The organism is Thermoanaerobacterium sp. R66 (genome assembly GCF_028895185.1).
Taxonomy (GTDB): domain Bacteria; phylum Bacillota; class Thermoanaerobacteria; order Thermoanaerobacterales; family Thermoanaerobacteraceae; genus Thermoanaerobacterium.
Genome location: NZ_JAEUWW010000001.1, coordinates 1,009,800 through 1,029,250, shown reverse-complemented (window position 1 = coordinate 1,029,250; position 19,451 = coordinate 1,009,800). Strand labels below are relative to the sequence as shown.

At 35.4% G+C, this 19,451-nt stretch carries 18 protein-coding genes; all 18 read left to right on the top strand.

Annotation, left to right across the window (positions count from 1 at the left end; translation table 11 throughout):
- The 18 genes from yfmH to spoIIGA all read left to right on the top strand — a co-directional run bounded on the left by yfmH (nucleotide 1) and on the right by spoIIGA (nucleotide 19,446).
- Complete coding sequence (gene yfmH, locus JJQ93_RS05135) at nucleotides 1-1,269, top strand: EF-P 5-aminopentanol modification-associated protein YfmH (protein WP_274892943.1); 1,269 nt, start codon at nucleotides 1-3, stop codon at nucleotides 1,267-1,269.
- A 157-nt stretch (nucleotides 1,270-1,426) separates the two neighbouring features.
- Nucleotides 1,427-1,858 (top strand): division/cell wall cluster transcriptional repressor MraZ, encoded by a 432-nt coding sequence (gene mraZ / locus JJQ93_RS05130; RefSeq protein ID WP_041592077.1) that lies wholly within the window; start codon nucleotides 1,427-1,429, stop codon nucleotides 1,856-1,858.
- 10 nt (nucleotides 1,859-1,868) lie between these two features.
- Entirely contained in the window at nucleotides 1,869-2,801 is a 933-nt protein-coding gene (rsmH, locus tag JJQ93_RS05125) for a 16S rRNA (cytosine(1402)-N(4))-methyltransferase RsmH (RefSeq protein ID WP_085112173.1), read from the top strand.
- A gap of 21 nt (nucleotides 2,802-2,822) precedes the next feature.
- The gene (locus JJQ93_RS05120; protein WP_013787832.1) at nucleotides 2,823-3,254 is read left to right on the top strand and encodes a septum formation initiator family protein; all 432 of its coding nucleotides are present in this window, start codon (nucleotides 2,823-2,825) and stop codon (nucleotides 3,252-3,254) included.
- A gap of 12 nt (nucleotides 3,255-3,266) precedes the next feature.
- Nucleotides 3,267-5,342, top strand: coding sequence for a stage V sporulation protein D (locus JJQ93_RS05115; protein ID WP_503010258.1), 2,076 nt, complete (start codon nucleotides 3,267-3,269; stop codon nucleotides 5,340-5,342).
- Nucleotides 5,343-5,430: 88 nt separating this feature from the next.
- Nucleotides 5,431-6,897 carry a UDP-N-acetylmuramoyl-L-alanyl-D-glutamate--2,6-diaminopimelate ligase gene (locus JJQ93_RS05110; RefSeq protein ID WP_274892941.1) on the top strand — a complete coding sequence of 489 codons (1,467 nt, stop codon included), beginning with the start codon at nucleotides 5,431-5,433 and terminating at the stop codon, nucleotides 6,895-6,897.
- On the top strand, nucleotides 6,866-8,254 hold the full coding sequence (locus JJQ93_RS05105; protein WP_274892940.1) for a UDP-N-acetylmuramoyl-tripeptide--D-alanyl-D-alanine ligase: 1,389 nt from the start codon (nucleotides 6,866-6,868) through the stop codon (nucleotides 8,252-8,254). The genes JJQ93_RS05110 and JJQ93_RS05105 overlap by 32 nt, the downstream gene beginning before the upstream one ends.
- The gene (gene mraY / locus JJQ93_RS05100; protein WP_274892939.1) at nucleotides 8,251-9,201 is read left to right on the top strand and encodes a phospho-N-acetylmuramoyl-pentapeptide-transferase; all 951 of its coding nucleotides are present in this window, start codon (nucleotides 8,251-8,253) and stop codon (nucleotides 9,199-9,201) included. Before JJQ93_RS05105 ends, mraY begins: the two co-directional genes overlap by 4 nt.
- A 51-nt stretch (nucleotides 9,202-9,252) precedes the next feature.
- Complete coding sequence (murD, locus tag JJQ93_RS05095; protein WP_274892938.1) at nucleotides 9,253-10,617, top strand: UDP-N-acetylmuramoyl-L-alanine--D-glutamate ligase; 1,365 nt, start codon at nucleotides 9,253-9,255, stop codon at nucleotides 10,615-10,617.
- Between the two features lie 5 nt (nucleotides 10,618-10,622).
- Nucleotides 10,623-11,729, top strand: a complete 1,107-nt coding sequence (spoVE, locus tag JJQ93_RS05090) for a stage V sporulation protein E (protein WP_014758445.1) — start codon at nucleotides 10,623-10,625, stop codon at nucleotides 11,727-11,729.
- A gap of 4 nt (nucleotides 11,730-11,733) precedes the next feature.
- On the top strand, nucleotides 11,734-12,828 hold the full coding sequence (murG, locus tag JJQ93_RS05085; protein WP_274892937.1) for an undecaprenyldiphospho-muramoylpentapeptide beta-N-acetylglucosaminyltransferase: 1,095 nt from the start codon (nucleotides 11,734-11,736) through the stop codon (nucleotides 12,826-12,828).
- 70 nt (nucleotides 12,829-12,898) lie between these two features.
- Nucleotides 12,899-14,149, top strand: a complete 1,251-nt coding sequence (murA, locus tag JJQ93_RS05080) for a UDP-N-acetylglucosamine 1-carboxyvinyltransferase (protein WP_274892936.1) — start codon at nucleotides 12,899-12,901, stop codon at nucleotides 14,147-14,149.
- Between the two features lie 62 nt (nucleotides 14,150-14,211).
- Nucleotides 14,212-14,931, top strand: a complete 720-nt coding sequence (locus JJQ93_RS05075; protein ID WP_274892935.1) for a cell division protein FtsQ/DivIB — start codon at nucleotides 14,212-14,214, stop codon at nucleotides 14,929-14,931.
- Nucleotides 14,932-14,948: 17 nt separating this feature from the next.
- Nucleotides 14,949-15,668, top strand: a complete 720-nt coding sequence (locus JJQ93_RS05070; protein WP_274892934.1) for a DUF881 domain-containing protein — start codon at nucleotides 14,949-14,951, stop codon at nucleotides 15,666-15,668.
- Complete coding sequence (locus tag JJQ93_RS05065) at nucleotides 15,668-16,015, top strand: small basic family protein (protein WP_013787843.1); 348 nt, start codon at nucleotides 15,668-15,670, stop codon at nucleotides 16,013-16,015. The genes JJQ93_RS05070 and JJQ93_RS05065 overlap by 1 nt, the downstream gene beginning before the upstream one ends.
- A gap of 22 nt (nucleotides 16,016-16,037) precedes the next feature.
- Nucleotides 16,038-17,264, top strand: coding sequence for a cell division protein FtsA (ftsA, locus tag JJQ93_RS05060; RefSeq protein ID WP_274892933.1), 1,227 nt, complete (start codon nucleotides 16,038-16,040; stop codon nucleotides 17,262-17,264).
- A gap of 17 nt (nucleotides 17,265-17,281) precedes the next feature.
- Nucleotides 17,282-18,370 (top strand): cell division protein FtsZ, encoded by a 1,089-nt coding sequence (ftsZ, locus tag JJQ93_RS05055; protein ID WP_085112162.1) that lies wholly within the window; start codon nucleotides 17,282-17,284, stop codon nucleotides 18,368-18,370.
- Nucleotides 18,371-18,603: 233 nt separating this feature from the next.
- Entirely contained in the window at nucleotides 18,604-19,446 is an 843-nt protein-coding gene (spoIIGA, locus tag JJQ93_RS05050; protein ID WP_085112161.1) for a sigma-E processing peptidase SpoIIGA, read from the top strand.
- Nucleotides 19,447-19,451 lie beyond the last annotated feature (5 nt).

Genomic DNA, 19,451 nt, shown 5'->3' with positions numbered 1-19,451 from the left:
ATGTTGGAAATATTTAATGACTTAATAAAAGAGAAAATGTACAAATATGAACATAAAAGTGGCTTGAATGTTTTCGTAATGCCTAAGAAAGGGTTTATAAAACAATATGCCATTTTTGCGACTCATTACGGTTCTAACGATAGAGAATTTATAATTCCTGGTGAAAGTGAACCTACGCATGTGCCAGACGGGATTGCTCATTTTTTAGAGCATAAAATGTTTGAAGAAGAAAGTGGAAGTATATTTGAAGAGTTTTCTAAGAATGGGGCTTCTGCAAATGCTTATACAAATTTTACAACTACTGCTTATTTGTTTTCATGCACAGACAATTTTTACAGTAATTTAAGACTTCTTTTGGATTTTGTCCAAAGGCCTTATTTTACAGATGAAAATGTTGAAAAGGAGAAAGGCATAATAGCCCAAGAAATTCGCATGTATGATGATGATCCGTCTTGGAGGCTGTTTTTCAATATGTTAGGCGGATTGTATCACGTACATCCTGTCAAGATAGATATTGCCGGTACTATTGAATCTATATCGAAAATTGACAAAGATATTTTGTATAAATGTTACAATACATTTTACCATCCTTCAAATATGGTGTTGTTTGTGATTGGCGATATTGACGTGGATAAAGTTGCAGAAATCGTAAATGATAGTGTTAAATCAAAGAAAAGAGATGGTCATATAAAACGCATTTATCCTGATGAGCCGACTAAAATAAACAAGAATTACGTAGAACAGAAAATGTCCGTTTCGATGCCGCTATTTAATATTGGATTTAAAGACAATGACATAGGTTATGGAGGAAAGAGGTTACTTAAAAGGGACATAACTACACAGATTTGCTTAGAGATTTTAGCTGGCAGAAGCTCTGACTTGTATGAAGAACTTTATAATGATGGGCTTATTGATACAACTTTTGATGTGGAGTACGTAGGTGAAGTAGATCATGGATATTCTATAATAGGCGGGCAATCTGTAGATCCTGAAGCTGTGAAAAAGGCTCTTATAGCTAAAATTTCATCCATCTATAAAGTAGACGATGCTGATTTCTATAGAATCAAGAGGAAGTTGCTGGGCCGATTTATAAAATCATTTAATTCTGTTGAAAGCATTGCACACAACTTTATATCGTACTACATGAAAGACATTAATATCTTGGATTTTACATCTGTCATAGAAGATATAACTCCTGATGATGTACTAAATAGATTTAAGACGCATTTTAATGAAGATAACTGTGTATTATCTGTTGTAAAGCCATAATATGTTATAGTTTTTGATAACGAGTCATACTCGTTATTTTTTTGTGAAAAAAATTTTAATTTATTGAAGGATTTTTGAGTTTTATATAGAATAAACATAATAAGTGGTTTAAAGTGGTGCAAAGTGGTTAGAAGTGCAATAGAAATGGGTGTTCGGTATGCTGATGGGGCAATATGAACATACAATAGATCAAAAAGGGAGAGTTTTTATACCTGCCAAGTTCAGGGACGAACTGGGGTATAAATTTGTGTTGACGCGAGGGCTTGACAATTGCCTTTTTGCTTACTCATTGTCAGAATGGTCAAATATCGAGGCAAAGCTAAAGACATTGCCACTTAACAGAAAAGATGCCAGAGCATTTACCAGATTTTTCTTAGCAGGCGCCACTGAATGCGAAATAGACAAGCAGGGAAGAGTATTAATACCGAACATCTTGAGAGAACATGCAAAAATTGAGAAAGAAGTCATAATAATTGGGGTATCGTCAAGAGTGGAGATTTGGAGTAAAGAAGTATGGATGGAATATTCAAATAATATTGATGTTTCTTTTGAAGATGTTGCAGAGCATTTAGACGATTTAAACATATAAGGTGATTTTTATGGATTTCAAACATGAAAGTGTGTTGTTGCAAGAGACTATTGAATATTTAGAAATTAAGCCTGATGGTATTTATGTAGATGGAACTTTAGGCGGTGGTGGCCATTCATATGAGATATTAAGACGGCTTGATAAAGGAAAATTAATCGCAATCGACAGAGATATGGACGCCATAAAGGCTGCATCTATTAGGCTTAAAGACTTCAATAATGCAACGTATATTCATGACAATTATAAGAATATAAAAGATATATTAAAAAAATGCGGGATTAAGAGCATAGATGGTGCTTTATTAGACCTTGGCGTATCTTCATATCAATTAGATGAGGCACAAAGGGGATTTTCTTACATGCACGATGCCCCACTTGATATGAGAATGGACAAAGAAAGTGACATTACAGCAGAGTACGTTGTAAACAATTATTCAGAAGATGAAATTGCAAAGGTAATTTCTGATTATGGTGAAGAACTATGGGCTAAACGAATTGCAAAGTTCATCGTTGAGGAGAGAAAGAGAAAACCTATTAAGACTACATTTGAGTTAGTAGACGTAATAAAAAAGGCCATACCTGCATCAAAGAGGAGGACAGGACCGCATCCTGCCAAAAGAACATTTCAAGCTATAAGGATTGAAGTCAATGAAGAGCTAAAAGGGCTTGGAGATGCTATTGCTGACTTTGTAGATGCAATGAATCCGGGAGGAAGAATAGCAATCATAACATTCCACTCGCTGGAAGATCGAATAGTAAAAAATACTTACAAGAAACTGGAGGATCCGTGTACATGCCCTAAAAACTTGCCGTGTACATGTGGGAAAAAACCAGTAATAAAGATCATAACTAAAAAACCTATTGTACCAAGTGAAAATGAAATAAGAGTAAACCCAAGATCTCGAAGTGCAAAACTAAGAGTTGCAGAAAAACTGCTGTTCTAAAGTATAAGGGGGAAGAATAAATTGGTATTAGAAAAGCACAATTACGATTATGATCTAAAGCCGTATTATGAAGAAAACAAAGGTAAAAAAACCAAAAAGAATAAGAAGCTTAAAAACCTTGCAGTAATAGTTTTTGTAGGATTTTTAAGCCTTACCGTTTTGTTTAGGTATGCGTTGATATATCAAAAATCTGTTGCATTAAGCAGTGTAGAGGCAAAAGCCAGCGAAATAGAAAAGTTAAACCAGCAGTTAGAAGTCCAAATTGCTTCAATGAGCGATCTGCAGAGGATAGAAGAAATAGCGAAAAATCAGTTAGGAATGGTAGAGCCTGATAAAGGGCAGATAGTCTACATGAGTGTTGGCAAACAAAATCAAGTCGCTGAGAAAAAAACAGATGATGAAAACAAAAATAAGACTTTTTGGGGAAGGATTTTGGGACTGCTGGTGAGATAGGAGGGATTTTAAATATCACCAAGCATTTCTACCAAAAAGAGAATTTTATTTTTGCTGTTTTTTTCTATACTTATTATTAGCGTTCTCATTGTTAGGCTTTTTTGGATACAGATAGTAAAAAGCGATGAATTTCAAAAGCTTGCCATACCTCAGTGGACATTAGATGTTTCAGTTACGCCAAAACGCGGTTTGATATTAGACAGAAATGGCAAGGCACTTGCTGAAAGCGCAAGTTCTAACAAAGTTAGCATAATACCGAAAGAAGTGAAAGACAGCCAAAAAGATGAAATTGCGTCAAAGCTGGCTGAGATTTTAAAAATCGACAAAGAAGATATCCTTAAAAAGATAAGCAACAAGAATGTACAAGAGGTATTGATTGCAAGGAGAATTGATGATGATACGGCTAACAAGATAAGAAAATTAAATCTATCTTGTATTGTAATATCTGGAGATACAAAAAGATATTATCCAGAGAAGAATTTAGCTTCCCACATACTTGGGTTTACAGGTGTAGACAATCAAGGACTGGACGGAATCGAGTCGGTGTACGATAGCTATTTAAGAGGAATACCTGGAAGGATTTCGTCGCCAGTTGATGCATTAGGCAGGAAAATGGGGAATGGTGAAGAAGAATACATCCCACCTATAGATGGTTACAATGTTGTTTTGACGATTGATTCAAACATACAGCATTTTGCAGAAAAAGCTCTTGATGATGCGTATGCACATACTAAGCCTACAAAAGGTGCTGTTGCAATCGTAATGGATCCTATGACAGGTGATATTTTAGCCATGGCATCAAGGCCTGATTACGATCCAAACAACCCATTTGCAGGTCCCAAAAGCGATTGGTTTAAAAATTGGAGAGATAAGGCTATATCGGATGCTTACGAACCTGGCTCAGTTTTCAAGACAGTTACAGCGTCAGCAGCATTGGAGGAAGGTGTTGTTGGGTTAAACGAGCAATTTTATGACCCTGGATATATCATGGTTGCAGGGCAGAGAATAAATTGTTGGGCAACACATTACAGCGAAACATTTGTACAAGGAGTCCAAAATTCCTGCAACGTTGTCTTTGCGACAATTGCCCAAAGGCTTGGAGTAGACAAATTGTACAAGTACATTCATGAATTTGGCTTTGGAGAAACCACCGGCATAACATTACCTGGAGAAGCACCTGGCCTTGTAATGAAAGAAAAAGATGTAGGCCCTGTAGAGCTTGCTACAAACTCGTTTGGACAGGGTATTGCGGTTACGCCACTTCAAATGATACGAGCGGTTTCAGCGATAGTAAATGGCGGAAAACTGATGGAGCCTCATATAGTCAAAGAAATAGTCGATTCTGATGGGAAACCTATAAAAGAATTCAAACCAACTGTAATAAGGCAAGTGATATCCGAAAAGACATCAGCTACAATGAGGCAGATACTTGAAAGTGTAGTATCCGAAGGTACAGGCAAGGCAGGTTACATAGAAGGGTATGATGTTGGAGGGAAAACAGGCACTACAGAAAAATATACACCTGGGAAATACGTGGCTTCATACGTCGGATTTGCACCTGCAGAAGATCCAAAAGTGATAGCGCTTGTGGTGATTGATGAACCAAATGCCGAAACTCATTTTGGCAGTGCGTTAGCAGGACCTGTAGTAAGAAGCATATTATATGACACGTTGACGTACTTAAATGTAAAACCAAAAGGAATTGTAGTGAAGCCTCTTGTAAAAGTTCCAGATGTAAGGAATTTGAACTTGAATGAGGCTCAAAATGCATTGTTAAAAGATAAGCTGCAATTTTCCATTGAAGGAACTGGGAACACAGTTGTAGACCAAATGCCTAAACCCGGGGCAATGGTAGAAGAAGATTCGAAAATTGTCTTGTATTTAAATGAATACAATAATAACGGAAAGGTTGATGTACCTGATCTAAAAGGAAAATCTATCACAGAAGCGAGTAACATTTTAAGCTCTTTAGGGCTGAAAATAAAAATCAATGGTTCTGGTATTGCTGTAAGCCAGAAGCCAGAAAAAGGTGAAAAAGTTGATAAAGGAACAACTGTTGAAGTCGACTTTAGGCCACTGGAAAATTAATTCAAGCACAATATGCAGTTTTTGATATATGCAAACTGCATAATTGTGCTATACTATTAAATGTATATAATGAATTAGGAGGCCTATTATGAGACTTGTGGATATATTAAAGGATGTAAATTATACAACTGTTAAAGGCAACATCGATGTTGATGTAAAAGGAATTTGCTATGATTCCAGGAATTCAAAAGAAGGTTCGCTATTTGTTGCAATCAAAGGATTTAAGTTTGATGGGGCGGATTACATAAATAATGCTGTAGAAAGAGGAGCTGTTGCCGTCGTAGTTGAACATGAAATAACCATAGATAAAGACATCACCGTCATAAAAGTAGAAAATGCCAGGAAGTCATTGGCTAAAATCGCATCAAATTACTACGGTGATCCTTCAAAGCAGCTTTTTATGATAGGCGTGACAGGAACAAACGGCAAGACTTCTGTCACATACATGATAAAGTCCATACTGGAAAGCCAGAACAATAAAGTCGGGCTGATAGGAACGATTCACAACATGATTGGCGACAAAGTCTATCCAACAGAGAGGACTACTCCAGAGTCATTAGATCTTCAAAGATACCTTAGGCTCATGGTTGATGAAGGTGTGAAATACGTAGTGATGGAAGTTTCTTCACATTCATTGGCGTTAAACAGAGTAGATGAATGTAAATTTGATATAGCCGTTTTTACCAATTTAACCCAAGATCATTTAGATTTTCACAAGACGATGGATGAGTATGCTAGTGCAAAGGCTAAACTTTTCAGGATGGCAAAGATGGCTTGCGTGATAAACATAGATGATGATTATTCTTCGTATATGATAGAGAATTCTAATGCTAAAGTTGTAACATATGGCATAAAAGACTATGCATACATAATGGCAAAAGACATCAAAAACGATATTAAAGGTGCGAAATTTACCGTACAAATAGAAGATATAAAAAGTGAAATAGCTTTAAAGATACCGGGACTATTTAGTGTTTACAATTCACTGGCGGCTATTTCAGTAGCATTTATATTGGGTATACCGCTTCAGTCTGTAAAAATGGCTCTTAAGGATGTCAAGATAAAGGGAAGATTTGAAGTTCTTGATTTGGATGTACCTTACAATGTAGTGATTGACTACGCCCACACTCCAGACGGACTTGAGAATTTAATGAAGGCATTTGAAGAATACAATACTGGGAAAAAGATATTGCTTTTTGGTTGTGGCGGCGACAGAGATAAAGGCAAACGCCCTAAAATGGGAGAAGTCGCTGGCAAATATGCCGATTTTGTAATTATAACTTCGGACAATCCAAGGTCGGAGGAGCCTATTAAGATAATACAAGAAATTGAAGAAGGCATTAAAAATACAAAATGCCCTTACACAATCATAGAAGATAGGAAAGAAGCTATAAAGTACGCACTATCTATAGCGAAGGACAATGACGTCGTAATTTTAGCTGGTAAGGGGCATGAAACATATCAAGTATTGAAAGACAAAGTCATAGATTTTGATGAAAGAGACATAGTAAGAGATATATTAAATGGAGATGAAAAAGTTGATTTTAACAGTTAAAGAGATATTGGATGCAACAGAAGGGAAATTACTATCCGGCGATATAAATGTATGCGTAAGCGGTATAAGCACCGATTCGAGGACAATTAAGTCTGGAGATTTGTTTATACCTTTAAAAGGTGAAAGGTTCAATGGAGAGGAATTCATAGATGATGCCTTAAATGTAGGTTCTGCTTCCCTTACAGAGTCTATCAATTATATCAGACACGATAGTAAACCGATTATATTTGTCAAAGACACAAAAGACGCTTTGCACAGGATAGCTAAATATTATAGAAGCAAATTCGATATTCCATTTATTGCCGTAACTGGCAGCAGTGGAAAAACTACGACTAAGGACATGATTTACGATGTTTTATCGATGAAGTACAACGTCTTAAAGACAATCGGAAATTTCAACAATGAGATCGGCTTGCCCCTTACCTTATTTACGCTTAATGATGGTCATGATATGGCTGTTGTTGAAATGGGAATGAGCGGTTTTGGCGAAATAAGAAGGTTAAAAAACATTGCATCTCCTAATGTTGCGGTATATACGAATATTGGAGTTGCTCATATTGAAAAATTAGGTTCCCGTGAAAATATATTAAAGGCAAAATCAGAGCTTATTGAAGATTTTAAAGATGGCGATACAGTCGTAATTAATGCAGATGATGATATGTTAATAAAATTGCTTGAAAAAAAGGGCCCTAAATTTGTGACATACGGTATAAATAATGGCGATATCAAGGCCTTTGACATAGAATTAAAGGAAGAATCTTCAAAATACAAAGTTTTGATAGATGGGTATTTATTAGACATAGAATTAAACGTACCAGGAAAACACAATATATATAATTCATTAGCGGCAATTTGTATAGGAATCAAATTTGATGTCAATAAAGAAGATATAAGGAAAGCACTGGCTAAGTTTCAGCCAAGTGACATGAGATTAAATATAATAGATGCAGCAGGTATTAAAATTATAAACGATGTGTATAATGCAAATCCTTCATCCATGAAAGCTGCTTTGTCAGTTTTAGGTGGATATACAGAGAGAAGGAAAGTAGCTGTGTTAGGCAATATGTTAGAGTTAGGACAGTATGCAGACATTGCACATCGAGAGGTTGGGGAATATGTAAAAGAAAATGATATTGATGTGCTTATAACAGTTGGAGATTATGCTTTGAAAATAGCTGATGGGGCAATAGAAAAAGGAATGAACAATGATAATGTCTTTAGATGCGCTAATAATGCAGAAGCCATTGATGTCATAAAAAATATTATGAAAGAAAGTGATGTCTTTTTAGTTAAAGGTTCAAGAGGGATGAAGATGGAGGAAATCGTGAAATTTTTGCAGGAGAGTGCTTATAAATGATACAAAAGATGATATTTGCTACAATTATTTCTTTTTTAATTTGTGTCGTATTAGGTCCTATTGTTATTCCATGGCTAACTAAATTAAAGTTTGGTCAAAGTGTAAGAAGCGATGGACCTAAGACGCATCTAAAAAAAGCTGGAACCCCAACAATGGGTGGAATAATCATAATTATCTCTTTGCTCATTGCTGATATTGTATTTTCAAAATGGGATAAATACATGGCATTGTTAATCACGATAACATTAGGATATGGAATAATCGGCTTTTTGGATGACTACATAAAAGTGCGGTATAAAAGATCGTTAGGTCTTACCGCCAGGCAAAAGCTTTTAGGTCAATTTGCATTAGCTATTTTGTTTGCGTATTTTTCGAAGAATATAGTTGGCACCGATGTAATAATTCCATTTTTGAAGCGAGAAATTGACTTGGGCTACTTTTACATACCGTTTATAATGTTTGTAGTTGTTGGAACTGTAAATAGTGTTAATCTAACGGATGGATTGGATGGGCTTGCATCAGGAGTATCTTTTATGGTTACCGCTTTTTTTACATTAATAGGTTTTTTTATGAACAATACGTCGTTAACTGTGTTTGGTGCAGCAATTACTGGTGCACTTCTTGGATTTTTGAAGTTTAATAGATACCCTGCCGAAGTGTTTATGGGAGATACAGGTTCACTTGCAATTGGTGGAGCTGTAGCGGCTTTGGCAACAATGACTAAATTGCCTGTCATTTTAGTAGTGGTGGGAATTGTTTATGTCGCTGAAGCATTGTCAGTTATAATTCAAGTTGTGTCTTTTAGACTTACAGGTAAAAGGATATTTAAAATGAGCCCTCTCCATCATCATTTTGAGCTTTCTGGTTGGTCAGAAACTAAAGTCGTATTTTTATTTTGGATAGTAACTTTGATAGCAGTGTTTGTGTCATTTTATGGAATAAGTTAAATTTATCTTAAAAATCAGAATGAAAATTTTTTTATGATTTAGGAGGAAAATATGGACTTTTGTGGTAAAAAAATTGTTGTAGCAGGATTTGGGTTAAGTGGCAAAGCTTTGTGTAGGGTTTTATTGATGTTAAATGCTAAAATATTTGTGTTTGATTCAAAAGATGAGGATAAGTTTGGTGATGATTTAAAAGAATTTAGAGAAAAAGGTGTTACATTTTGCTTTAAAGATGTCACAGATGAGCTTTTAAATGGTGCAGAAATGGTCATTGTTAGTCCTGGGATTTCTGTGGACTCTGATATAGTCGTATTGTCAAAATCAAAGGGCATTGATGTAATAGGTGAGGTGGAGTTTGCTTATAGGTTGTCAAAGGCTCCTATATACGCCATAACAGGTACAAACGGAAAGACTACTACAACATCGCTGCTTGGCGAAATATTTAAAGCATCAGGTGTAAAGACATATGTTGCAGGAAACATAGGATATCCTCTTGTTGAAGCAGCAATAAATGCTAATGCGGAGGATGTCATTGTAGCGGAAATAAGCAGTTTTCAATTGGAAACAATAAAGGAGTTCAAACCTGTAATAAGCGCAATAATAAATATAACCCCGGATCATTTAAATAGACACAAGACATTGGAAAACTACATCGAAATCAAAGGGCGGATTTTCGAGAATCAAACTGCTGATCAATTCACTGTCTTAAATTATGATGATAAAAATATTTCTTCTTTATTTAAAAAAGCCAAATGCAATGTTTTTCCTTTTAGCAGAAATAGAGCTTTAGAGCATGGTACGTATCTTGAAAATGGAAAAATCGTAATCTCTGCAGATGGAGAAAAAAGTACGATAATAGACATTGAAGACATATATATTCCAGGAAATCACAATGTAGAAAATGCCATGGTAGCATCTACAATGGCTTATTTAGCGGGAATTGATATTAAAGTCATAAGTGAAACATTGAGGACATTTAAAGGCGTTGAGCATAGGATTGAATTTGTAAGAAACGTAAATGGAGTCAAATATTACAATGACTCAAAAGGAACAAACCCAGATGCAGCAATAAAAGCTATTGAAGCTATGAAAGGCCCTATCATATTGATTGCCGGTGGATATGACAAAGGTGTAAGTTTTGATGAATTTACTGCTTCTTTTAAAGGTCGCGTAAAAAAATTGATTCTGCTTGGTGAGACGAAAGATTTAATCTATAAATCTGCTATAAAAGAAGGGTATTCAGAAGATGATGTTATATTTGTAGAAAGCATAGATGATGCTGTTTATGCTGCTTATAATGCGGCTAAACCTGGTGACAATGTGCTTTTATCGCCTGCCTGTGCAAGTTGGGATATGTTTAGAAATTATGAAGAGAGAGGCAGACTCTTTAAAGATGCGGTAAATTCTTTGAGGGGGTAGGCTCAGTGAATCGTAAGTATCCCGTTGATTACAATATACTTATATCCGTATTGGTTCTTGTGTCCATAGGTGTTGTGATGGTATTTAGCGCAAGCTCTGCAAATGCGTATTACCAATACCATGATTCATTCTACTTTTTGAAGCGTCAGCTTTTGTGGGCAATTATCGGCTTTTTTGCCATGACATTTATGATGAATTTTGATTATCATAAATTGAAGAAGCTGTCAAATGCGTTGTTGATATTGTCAATAGTTTTACTTATAGTAGTATTGTTGCCAGGAATAGGAAGCACAAGGTACAATTCTACCAGATGGATTGAAATAGGCGGATTTACTTTGCAGCCGTCAGAAATAGCTAAATACGCCATAATACTGTTTTTTGCAAAATATTTTGATAATAACCCTAATTATGCAAAAAGCTTTAAAAAGGGAGTCCTTCCTGTACTATTGATTGCCGGAATATTCTTTTTACTCATTATGAAGCAGCCAAATTTCAGCACTGCTGGTACAATATTTATCATTTCTATAATAATCTTATTTGTGGCGGGCGCAAAGTTATCATTTATGGCGACATTGTTTGGAGTTGGTGGTTCTGCAGCTATTATCGTAGTGACCAGCATAAAGTACATAAGGCAAAGGGTATTTACATTTTTAAATCCATGGCAAGACATAAAAGGGCATGGCTATCAAATTGTACAGTCCTTGTATGCTTTAGGTTCAGGAGGGCTTTTTGGAGTCGGTTTAGGCAGAAGCCGACAGAAGTTTATGTATCTGCCGATGCCACAAAACGACTTTATTTTTTCAATAATCGGTGAAGAGCTTGGCCTTATCGGGACGGCTTCTATATTGTTACTTTTTCTGTATCTCATAATAAGAGGCCTTAGAGTCGCGGCAAAAGCTCCGGATGTATTTGGATGTCTCATTGCTACCGGCATTGTAGGTGTGATCGGCGTTCAAACTTTGATAAATGTTGCAGTTGTAACTTCATCAATGCCAGCTACTGGTGTGTCTTTGCCATTTATCAGTTATGGTGGGACATCTACAGTCTTTATGATGGCTGCAATGGGCATATTATTGAATATATCAAGGTACGCAAACATGGATAGGAGTTGATGAAATGAGGTACTTATTGACAGGTGGCGGTACAGGTGGCCATATATATCCGGCAGTGGCGATTGCAAATGAAATCATGCGAAACGAAAAAGATGCAGAGATATTATTTGTAGGAACAGAAAATGGGCTTGAAAAAGAATTGGTGCCAAAGTCAGGTTATACCCTTAAAACTATAAGAGTAAAAGGATTTAAGCGCAAATTATCAATTGATACGATAAAGACTATTAAGATAGCTTTCGATGGTTTGATAGATGCAAAAAAAATAATAAATGATTATAGACCGGATGTAGTAATTGGAACAGGGGGATATGTGTGCGGCCCTGTAGTCATGACAGCAGCTCTTATGAAGATACCGACGCTTATTCACGAGCAAAATGCTTATCCAGGACTTACAAATAGAATACTTTCAAGGTTTGTAGATATTGTGGCCGTTGCATTTGATGAGTCAAAAAAGTACTTTCGAAATAAAGGCAATATCTTTGTGACAGGTAATCCCATTAGAATGGAGATTTTGAATGGTGATAGAAAAAAGGCTTTGAAAAAATGGAGCTTAGATGAGACGAAAAAAGTAGTGGTTTCTGTAGGAGGTAGCAGAGGCGCTGCCAAAATCAATGAATACATGGTTGATGTGATAAAAAAATCGAGAGAAGAATTTCAGATTCTCATGATAACAGGAAAAAATCAGTATGACAGTGTAATAAAAATGATCAAAGATTACGATATAAGATTAGGAGAAAATATTAAGATAATTCCGTATTGTTATGAAATGGGTGATATCTATTCAATTGCAGATGTAATGGTGTGTAGATCAGGTGCAATCACACTTGCAGAATTGTTAGCCACATCAACTGCATCGATTTTGATTCCGTCTCCAAATGTTACTCACAATCATCAAGAGTACAATGCAAGAGTTCTTGAAAAAAATGGTGCAGCTTCGGTGATTCTTGAAAAAGACTTAAATGGAGATGTTTTGTATAAAAAGATATTATCTATCGTAAATGACTCCAGTAAGCTTAAAACCATGAAAGCTAATGCAAAAAAGTTATCAAAGATAGATGCTGCCAATGAAATTTATAGGCTTGTTTGTAAGCTAAAATAGGCGATGTAACCTCCTGAAGCATAGGTGCATATTATGAATTGTACAGCTTAACAGGAGGTGATAGAATGGGATGAAATATGTCATTAAAGGAGGAAATAGATTAAAAGGTGAGGTACGGATAAACGGTGCGAAAAATTCTGTATTGCCAATACTTGCTGCAACACTATTAAACAAAGGTGTAAGTATTTTACACTCTTGCCCAAGATTAAAAGATGTTTATTCTATGATAGAAATATTAAGACACTTAGGCTGTACAGTAGAATTTGATGGGTCAGACATTATAGTAGATTCCAGTGGTATCATTGATTACCACATTCCAGACAGATTAATGAGAGCAATGAGATCATCCATTTTTTTGATGGGAGCATTGGTGGCAAGAAATAATGTTGCTCAGATCAGCTTTCCAGGAGGATGTGACATAGGGCATAGGCCTATTGACTTGCACATAAAAAGTTTAAAAAAGCTTGGCATATCAATAGATGAATCGTATGGATTTATCAATTGCGAAAGCAAGTCAATTTGCGGCAATGAAATACATCTTGATATACCCAGCGTTGGTGCAACTGAAAATATAATGTTGGCTGCATCCATGGCTGATGGAACTACAGTTATAGGAAATGCTGCAAAAGAGCCAGAAATAGAGGATCTACAAAATTTTCTAAATTCGATGGGTGCAAAGATTTCAGGTGCAGGTACAAATACTATTGTGATACGAGGTGTAAAAGAATTGCATGATACTGAATACACAATAATACCTGATAGGATAGTTGCGGGGACTTATCTTATTGCATCAGCTATTACAAAAGGAGAGGTAGTTCTTAAAAATGTGATTAAAAGACACGTAGATTCTCTTTTGTCAAAGCTAAATGAATGTGGTTTTAAAATATCACATGGCAATGACTTTATAAAACTTAATTCTACCGGTAGAGCCAAGGCAGTTGACATGATAATAACTCTCCCATATCCTGGTTTTCCAACGGATCTTCAGGCACAAATGGTTTCACTTTTAGCTACTGCGGATGGGACATCTATAGTTACGGAGACTATTTTTGACAATAGGTTTAAATATACAGAGGAATTAGTAAGAATGGGCGCAGATATTAAAGTAGATGGGCGAATTGCGGTAGTGAAAGGAGTTGACAAGCTTACGGGAACAAATGTCGTTGCAAAAGATTTAAGAGGTGGTGCAGCACTAGTCTTAGCTGGATTAGGTGCTATCGGCACTACAATTGTAGAAGACATAGAACATATTGATAGAGGATATGAAGATTTTAGCGAAAATTTAAAAAATCTTGGTGCTGACATAGAAAGGACTATGTAAAACAGCCAATGCTGTTTTACATCATCTAAAATTTGTACAAGCATATGATAGAGGCGATGTATATGATGGAAGAAAGACAGTATAAAAAGAAAAAGAGGTTTAGCGTTTTTATCGTATTTTTGTTTATTTTTGCAATCATACTTTATATAATTTTATTTAAAACATCATTATTTGATGTAAAAAACATATATGTCTATGGGACAAGATCAGTAGATAAGAGCGATGTCATAAGGTTGTCGGGGATAGAGATAGGCAGCAATACTCTGAAAATAAATAAATCAGCCGTCATTAAATCCATTATGAAGGATCCATACATTAAAGATGCGTCAATTAACATAATTTATCCTTCTAAAGTCGAAATAAAAATAGATGAAAGGGTATTGGCGGCTCAAATAAGCTATAAAGACAAATTTCTATATGTAGATACCGACTGTGTCGCAGTTCAGTTAGGTGATTACAACAATAAATTGCCAATATTAAAGGGAATCGAAGTTGGAAAATTTGAGATAGGAAGTAAAATCAACAATTTAAGTAATAATAAGGACATAGCAAAACTATTGCCGTTAATATATAATAAGAATATATACAATAGTATAATTGTTGATGGTTCAAAGATTACATTAAAGACGAATTCAGGAATAAATGTAGTATTGGAGAATGTTGATGACATAAGCTATTCATTAAATTTTTCTGAAAAGATATTGAATGATTTAGAGAAAAAAGGCTATAGCAGTGGAAATGTTCTTATAGTAAGCAACGGGAATCCAATTTATACGCCATAAGAAATGGAGGAAGTGCAGTGAAAAAGAGCTTTTTTGTTTCTATCGCTTTTGTATGTGTCGTTCTTGGAATAATGATATCAACACAGTTTAGAAATGTGAAAAACAGTGATAGCTTGACTGTGCAAAGAGCAGAGGAACTTACAAGTAAATTAAATCAAGTTCAGAAAGAGAGAGATGAGTTGAAAAAACAGATAAATGATTTAGAAGCGAAAATATCAAATTATGAAAATTCTGCGGCTAAGTCAAGCACAGTAACAAAGTCTCTTAAAGATGACCTTGACAAATATAAAGAATTAGCGGGCCTTTCTGATGTTGAAGGACCTGGCATAATAGTTACAATAAATGATGGCAATACACAACTTCAGCCTGGTGCTGATCAAACTGCTTTTTTGGTTCACGATGAAGATCTTCTAAATATAGTTAATGAGCTTAGAGCAGCGGGAGCTGAAGCTATATCAATAAATGACCAAAGACTCGTTGCAACATCTGAGATACGAATGATAGGCAATACTATCGATATTAATTCAGTCAGATTTACGCCTCCATATGTGGTGAAAGCCATTGGAAATCCAGATACATTGGAAGCTGCATTGCGACTTAAAGGTGGAATAATCGATACATTGTCAAACTGGGGAATTCAGGTTAACATTAAGCGTTCTGACAAAATATTGGTCAAAAAATATGACGGTGTTTTAACGTATAAATATGCGAAACCTTACGAAGGAGGGAATAATTGATGGCTTTAATTATCATTTTAAGTTTAGCTTTAGGACTTGCAATCGGCTTTTTCTTGCCAATTAATTTGCCTCCTGCATATACATCATATCTTTCCGTTGCCATACTGGCTGCACTAGATTCTGTTTTTGGAGGAATTCGTGCCAGCCTTGAAAATAAATTCAATAATGCTATTTTCATTTCAGGCTTTTTTGGAAATGCTATATTGGCTGCAGTTTTAGCCTATATAGGTGATGTGTTAGGAGTTCCGATTTATTTGGCTGCGATTTTTGCTTTTGGCAGCAGATTGTTTACAAATTTTGCTTATATTCGGAGATACATTTTGAATAATTTTTCTAAAAAACAATAAGCTCCGAGGGGAGGAGAATTAATTGAATGAAATCATAACAGGTATTGATATTGGGACATCAAAAGTATGCACTATAATTGGCCAATGTGACAAAAATGGAGAGCTGAGGATAATTGGCATTGGAATGTATCCATGCAATGGCATGAAAAAAGGAGTCGTTGTTGATATAGAGACAACTGCTTTTTCCATTAAAAAATCCGTCGAACAGGCTGAAAGAATGGCGAATCAAAAGGTCACATCGGTTTACATTAAAATTCCCGGCGGCCTTACTGAAATATACAGAAATAGAGGTCTTGTGGCTGTAACAAGGGATGATAAAGAGATAACAGCGCAAGATGTGGAAAGAGTGCTGCAAGCTGCTAAAATAATGGCTTTGCCATCTGATAAGCAGATAATTGAGCTTATCCCTATTGAATACATAGTAGATGGTTATGGAGAAATTAAAGACCCTGTAGGTATGGCAGGGATAAGGTTGGAAGTGGATGCGGCAATTGTGACGGGTAGCTTGACAGCAGTACAGAATATGGAAAAATGCGTAAAAAAGGCTGGTTACACCATGTTGGGAATCATCGTAGAGCCATTAGCTACAGCAGAAGCAATATTGACTAAAGATGAGAGAGAACTTGGCGCAGCACTTATCGACATAGGTGCTGGTGTAACAGATATAGCAGTCTTTAAGTCTGGAAATTTAATATATACAGACATGATACCTGTTGGTGGAAATCACATAACCAACGATTTGTCAATCGGGTTAAAGATTTCTTTTGAAGAAGCCGAAATTATAAAGAAGAAGTATGGTTCTGTGGTGAAGGTAGAGAATGATGAGACAGTAAAAATAGCAAATATAGCAAATCATAGTTCTCAAGATACCAGACTTAATGATATAATAGATATTATAGAAGCGAGAGTAAATGAAATTTTGACGATGGTGTACGATGAAATGAGGGGTTCTAACGTTTTAGACCAGATTTCAACAAATATTGTAATAACAGGAGGCGGAATATCTTTTATAAAAGGCAGTCTGGATTTAGCAGAGAGTATTTTGGGTAAAAATGTAAGATTAGGTTTGCCTAATGCTATTGGAGTTTCTACGCCTGTATATTCAACTGCAGTAGGAATCGTCAAATATGTTTTTGCAAACCGAAAGTATCTATATAAAAAGCAAGTTGAGGTTCCGAAAGAAAGGGACCAAAAGAAAAGTGGAGTATTGTCAAAAATAAAAGACTGGTTTAATGATTTTTGGATATGATATGAGGAGGGTCTTATATGATAGGTATTGAAACAGATATGGAGCAGTTTGCAAATATTAAAGTTATTGGCGTCGGTGGTGGCGGTGGGAATGCTGTAAACAGAATGATTGAGGCAGGACTTAAAGGTGTGGAATTCATTGCAATCAATACGGACAAGCAAGCACTTTACATGTCAAAAGCTGAGACAAAAATACAGATTGGCGACAAACTGACAAAAGGCCTTGGAGCAGGCGCAAATCCTGAAATTGGCAAAAAAGCAGCGGAAGAGACAAAAGACGAGATTGAAAAGATTATAAGCGGTGCTGATATGGTATTTATTACTGCAGGTATGGGTGGCGGCACAGGTACAGGCGCTGCTCCTGTAGTAGCTGAAATAACTAAACAATTAGGCATTTTGACTGTTGGAGTTGTCACAAAGCCGTTTACTTTTGAAGGGAAAAAAAGAATGACACACGCTGAAATGGGAATAAGTGAGCTTAAAAAACACGTAGACGCACTTGTCACGATTCCAAATGATAGGCTGTTACAGGTGGCAGAGAAGAAGACATCAATGTTAGATGCGTTTAAAATTGCAGATGATGTCTTAAGGCAAGGTGTCCAAGGTATTTCTGACCTAATTGCTGTCCCAGGTCTTGTCAATGTTGATTTTGCTGATGTTAAGACCATAATGATGGAAACAGGTCTTGCACACATGGGTATAGGAATAGCATCTGGTGAAAATAAAGCCACCGAAGCGGCAAAGCAAGCGGTTCAAAGTCCACTTTTGGAGACGTCGATAGAAGGTGCAAGAGGGATATTGTTAAATATAGCCGGTGGAACTAACTTAAGCATATTTGAGGTTAACGAAGCGGCTAACTACATATATGAAACAGCGGATCCTGATGCAAATATCATATTTGGCGCAGTCATTGATGAAAGTTTAGAGGATCAGATTAGGATTACGGTAATCGCAACAGGGTTTGAAAAGAGGTTTGATTCTGAAAAGAAACCGAAAATAGAAAAAGAAATTATAAAACAAAGCGAAGTTAAAGACATAAACGAGGTCATAAAGTTTGACAATGACGACCTTGACATTCCTACTTTCTTAAGAAGAGGTAGAAAGTAAAAATAGAAACACCTTAATTAATGTTTTAATTAGGGTGTTTTTTTAATGCCTTTTTAACTACATTAATTAACATTAATGTATAAAATTCTTTAAAAAAATATTGATAATAGAGAAAATTTAGTGCCAAATTATAACAATTTTATCGATATTTTTTTATTATAATAGGAATAAAGGATTGTGGAATGAATATACATAGTTTAGGTAGTTTTTAAAGTTATTTGGAGCTGATAGGAGTGTACGCCGATGTAATTTTTATCGAAAACTTGATCATAAATTATATAATTTTATATTTGACTAAAAGATTTTCCAGATCGAATACTAATAATGCAAAGTTAATTTTCTCGTCCGCTTTAGGCGCTTTGTATGTAATTCTAATATTTTTTTCTTTGCCTAATATAATTTATTCACTTACATTTAAAATAATAATATCTATTTTAATGGTGGCAATTGCATTTGGGTTTAATAGATTTCATGAATTTATAAGAGTCTTAAGCATTTTTTATCTGGTTTCATTTATAATAGGTGGAACGGCTTTTGCATTGATTTACGTCGTGAATATAGACATTAGACAGATCATAATAGCAGCACTATTTTTCGCAATACTTTTAACTTATATTGGTTGGGGATACATATCAAAAAAGAATATAGAAAGCAATATTTTGTATAAGCTGCATATAGAAATGGATAATAAAGTAAGAGATGTAAAGGCGATATTAGATACAGGCAATACGCTACATGATCCTATTTCTAATTATCCTGTTGCAATAGTAGAATATGATGCTGTAAAAGAATTGTTGCCAGAAAAATTAAAAAATGTATTTGATTCTATGGGAAATGAATCTATATTTGAAATGACTAAAGCAGTAGATGATGATAAATGGCTTAAAAGGTTGAGGTTAGTGCCTTTTAATTCTATTGGAAACGACAGCGGGATTTTGATAGGATTTATACCTGACAATTTGGTGGTTGAGGGATATAGAAAATCGCAAAAAAATGCGATTGTGGGAATATATTTTAAAAAGTTAAACGAGACTTCAGATTATGAAGCACTTATAGGTACAGAATTGCTAAATTGATGGAG

What these genes read in the sequence shown, in the direction of transcription:
- murG (WP_274892937.1), top strand. Translation starts at nt 11,734, where the DNA reads ATGAGGTACTTATTGACAGGTGGCGGTACAGGTGGCCATATATATCCG.
- rsmH (WP_085112173.1), top strand. Translation starts at nt 1,869, where the DNA reads ATGGATTTCAAACATGAAAGTGTGTTGTTGCAAGAGACTATTGAATAT.
- JJQ93_RS05065 (WP_013787843.1), top strand. Translation starts at nt 15,668, where the DNA reads ATGGCTTTAATTATCATTTTAAGTTTAGCTTTAGGACTTGCAATCGGC.
- mraZ (WP_041592077.1), top strand. Translation starts at nt 1,427, where the DNA reads ATGCTGATGGGGCAATATGAACATACAATAGATCAAAAAGGGAGAGTT.
- JJQ93_RS05105 (WP_274892940.1), top strand. Translation starts at nt 6,866, where the DNA reads ATGGAGATGAAAAAGTTGATTTTAACAGTTAAAGAGATATTGGATGCA.
- JJQ93_RS05110 (WP_274892941.1), top strand. Translation starts at nt 5,431, where the DNA reads ATGAGACTTGTGGATATATTAAAGGATGTAAATTATACAACTGTTAAA.
- ftsZ (WP_085112162.1), top strand. Translation starts at nt 17,282, where the DNA reads ATGATAGGTATTGAAACAGATATGGAGCAGTTTGCAAATATTAAAGTT.
- mraY (WP_274892939.1), top strand. Translation starts at nt 8,251, where the DNA reads ATGATACAAAAGATGATATTTGCTACAATTATTTCTTTTTTAATTTGT.
- murA (WP_274892936.1), top strand. Translation starts at nt 12,899, where the DNA reads ATGAAATATGTCATTAAAGGAGGAAATAGATTAAAAGGTGAGGTACGG.
- yfmH (WP_274892943.1), top strand. Translation starts at nt 1, where the DNA reads ATGTTGGAAATATTTAATGACTTAATAAAAGAGAAAATGTACAAATAT.
- JJQ93_RS05075 (WP_274892935.1), top strand. Translation starts at nt 14,212, where the DNA reads ATGATGGAAGAAAGACAGTATAAAAAGAAAAAGAGGTTTAGCGTTTTT.
- murD (WP_274892938.1), top strand. Translation starts at nt 9,253, where the DNA reads ATGGACTTTTGTGGTAAAAAAATTGTTGTAGCAGGATTTGGGTTAAGT.